Raw genomic sequence first — 3,490 nt, forward strand, 5'->3', positions numbered from 1 at the left:
GAATTACACCTCACCTCTCACCTACCTCTACAGAAAAAGCTCCGGCGGACATGCTGGTCAGGTCACATAATAAGTGCTTGTCTTCCGAAGTTCCTCGTGCGACGAAGCCTTGGCTTAGTTGCATAGCGAAGGACGGTTCCATTATTTATGGAGAAGAAATCTATTAAAACTTTAGAGCGTAGATCCGCTAGCTTAAGCCTATAATAATTTTAATAAATAACTTGTGGAATAGATTTTATATGCGCGAAAACCTCTATCCCATTAACTGTGGTTTCTATATTATCCGGATTCATCTTAATGCCTTTAACAGCGTTAGTAGTTCCATCCGGAGAAATGGCTACAACATTATAAAAGATCATATCTTGATAAATGGCTCTAATATGAACAATATTTCCTGATTTACTTACACCTTTCACAGGTAAAAACCTTCCATCATCAGTAATGGCCTTAACATCTAATATATTTCCTTCTTCGTCTATAGCTTTAACTGAATAATACTTTTCTTCACCTACTAACATTTTAATGGGTAGCCTCTTACCTTTTACAAATGCCTTAACATCAAGCAAACTTGTTTGCTCAGAATTCTGAATAGCTTTTACATTGTACACATTTCCTTTTTTGTCAATGGCCTTTATTTTTAAATACTTCGCCTCGGGCTTAAATGCCTTAACATGCCATAATACTTCCTTAAACTTGACTTTTTTAGCGTTATTTTTTTGAGAAAAACCAACATTAGCACATAACATTAGTGCAAAACAAAATAAAACATATTTTTTCATAACAGAATTGATTTCTTTAAAGTGAATTAAAACTACAATAACCCCTGTAAACACTTTATGACAATTATCAGTTACCCAAGCGTATTCGCTTTTCTTTTATTTTTGAATCTTCCAAAATTGTTGGTACAGCTGCGGAGGGCCATACCAAAGGCAGGCGGGCATTTGTTAAATGCTGCTTTTTCATAATAAAAAGCGTAGTAACAATTGCATATATTTACTGTAATAAATGTCGTTGTAGACTTAGGTATCATTATGAAGCATACTAAAACTAAATTTCCTGAAAGATTATTTGCATGCTGGCACCCTGTTGGGTATAGTCATGAAATAAAGGCAGAGGAGCCTTTTGGCACTATTCTTTTGGACGAAACTATAGTTATTTGGCGCACTACAGATGGTCGTGTTCATGCAATGCGTGATTTATGTATTCACAGAGGAACGGCATTATCTTTAGGTTGGATAGAAAAGGATTGCCTTGTATGCCCCTATCATGCATGGCAATATGATAAGAAAGGCAATTGTGTATTTATTCCACAAGCACCCGATGTTGAAATACCCCGCAAAGCAAAAACTCCAACCTACTATTGCCAGGAAAAATTTGGTTTGGTATGGGTTGCTTTGAAAAACCCTGAATTTGATTTTCCTAACATACCAGAGTATGAAAATACAGATTGGAAATGGGTAAATACAGGTCCTTTCAATTGGAATAGCGATAGCTCCAGACAGGTTGAAAATTTTACAGATTTCGGACATTTTCCCTGGGTACACCCTGGGCTGTTAGGTGACCCCGAACGCCCTGAAGTTCCTTATTGTAAAGTGACGATTAAAGATTCTGTTTTACACTATTCAGTCCTTAGGCCGGAAGCAACCAATAGCGATGATTTTCCAATTTTTGCCAATGAAGAGGTTGTAAAACCCGAAAGACGGAGTGTTTATGAACTACATCTTCCATATACCATTGTACTTCGTTTGGGTTGGGGAGGCAATAAAGGGATGTTGTATTTATTTATATCTCAACCAATTTCACATAATAAATGCAGAGGTTTTTGTATTGTTGGCCGTAACTATAATCACAATGATCCTGATACTGTTTTACAAGATTTTGAACAGGTCATTTTTGACCAGGATAAACGTGTTGTAGAATCGCAGCGACCACAGCAGGTACCTTTCGATTTTAGCGAGGAACTTCATTTAAAATTTGATGCTGTTGCTATGAACTACCGAAGAGCAATGAAAAAACAAAAATTGGATTATTAAAAAAACTATGGAATTAATTTCATAATTAAAATCTAATACCTACGTCGATTTCTATTCCTGTTCTTGTGGTTATTTTGACCACCGCTACCGTTTGAATTTCGATTTCTGTTACGATTTGAGTTGTGCGACCGCTGTTGTTTTTTTTCCTTTTTGATCACCACCTCGTCTTCACTATCCACAAATTGGTGTGGTGGCATACGAGGGACTTCCTGTTGGATTAATTTTTCAATATCGCGTAGGTAAGGTTGTTCTTCTGTATCACAAAAAGATAATGCAATACCGGTGGCACTGGCGCGACCTGTACGCCCAATCCGGTGTACATAGGTTTCCGAAATATTGGGAAGGTCATAGTTGATTACTAAGGATAGTTCCTCTACGTCTATACCCCTTGCTGCAATATCTGTAGCGATCAATACTTTTAGTTTGCCATCTTTGAAGTCACCTAAAGCCTTTTGTCTGGCATTTTGAGATTTATTGCCGTGAATGGCCGCCGACATAATATCGGCCTGCCTTAATTTTTTACCTATTTTATCGGCACCGTGTTTTGTTCTGGAAAATACTAAAACAGAATCATTAGGTCTCTCTTTTAAAAGAAGTATTAATAATTTGGGCTTGTCACCCTTACTTACGAAATAGACCCCCTGTTCCACTTTCTCGGCGGTAGCCTGTTCCGGTTTGATAGTCACTCGCTCAAAATCACCCAGCATTTTTCTGGAAAGTGCTACAATATCTTTAGGCATGGTTGCAGAAAAGAAAAGTGATTGTCGTTTGGGGGGTAGTTTGGAAATGATCTTCTTAATGTCGTGAATAAAGCCCATATCCAACATATGGTCGGCTTCATCCAGGACCACAAATTCTAAGTCCCGAAAGGAAATATAACCCTGGTTCATCAAATCGAGTAACCTTCCCGGGGTAGCCACCAGGATATCAACGCCACTTCTCAGCTTGTTAACCTGACTATTTTGTTTGACGCCCCCAAAGATGACCGTATTTCGCAAACCAGTGAACTTTCCATAAGCTGTGAAACTTTCGCCTATTTGTATAGCCAATTCACGTGTTGGAGTTACAACCAGGGCCTTAAGTCTTCGTTTTCCCTGTTGTCCGTTTTGCGAATTATACAAATGGTGAAGTATTGGAACTCCGAATGCTGCCGTTTTGCCTGTCCCCGTTTGTGCTACCCCCAAAAGGTCTTTCCCTTTGAGGAGAATGGGAATTGCTTGTTCTTGAATTGGGGTTGGATTTTCGTAGCCTTCTACCTGAAGTGCTTTAAGTATTGGGTCGGCCAGGCCGAGTTCTTTGAATGTCATTACTTTAAATAAGGCGCAAAGGTACGCTTATTTAGACTGAGAAGGGCGAAATAAGATGTCTGAGCGAGAAATACTTCACAACCCCGCAACAGCAGCCTCAGCACATCGTTCACCATCCATCTACGCTGATACACTGCCGCCTGCATAACC

The 3,490-nt window shown here is 39.0% G+C and carries 3 protein-coding genes; 1 reads left to right on the top strand and 2 read right to left on the bottom strand.

Features of this window, described 5'->3' with window-relative positions:
• Positions 1–209: 209 nt before the first annotated feature.
• Positions 210–779 carry a DUF7486 family protein gene (locus WBN20_RS14215; RefSeq protein WP_424282163.1) on the bottom strand — a complete coding sequence of 190 codons (570 nt, stop codon included), beginning with the start codon at positions 777–779 and terminating at the stop codon, positions 210–212.
• A 252-nt stretch (positions 780–1,031) separates the two neighbouring features.
• Between WBN20_RS14215 and WBN20_RS14220 the strand changes: the two genes are divergently transcribed.
• Positions 1,032–2,033, top strand: a complete 1,002-nt coding sequence (locus WBN20_RS14220; RefSeq protein WP_424282164.1) for a Rieske 2Fe-2S domain-containing protein — start codon at positions 1,032–1,034, stop codon at positions 2,031–2,033.
• A 32-nt stretch (positions 2,034–2,065) separates the two neighbouring features.
• Here WBN20_RS14220 and WBN20_RS14225 read toward each other — a convergent pair whose 3' ends face one another.
• Positions 2,066–3,340, bottom strand: coding sequence for a DEAD/DEAH box helicase (locus WBN20_RS14225; protein WP_424282165.1), 1,275 nt, complete (start codon positions 3,338–3,340; stop codon positions 2,066–2,068).
• Positions 3,341–3,490 lie beyond the last annotated feature (150 nt).

The organism is Eudoraea sp. (genome assembly GCF_049665975.1).
Taxonomy (GTDB): domain Bacteria; phylum Bacteroidota; class Bacteroidia; order Flavobacteriales; family Flavobacteriaceae; genus Eudoraea.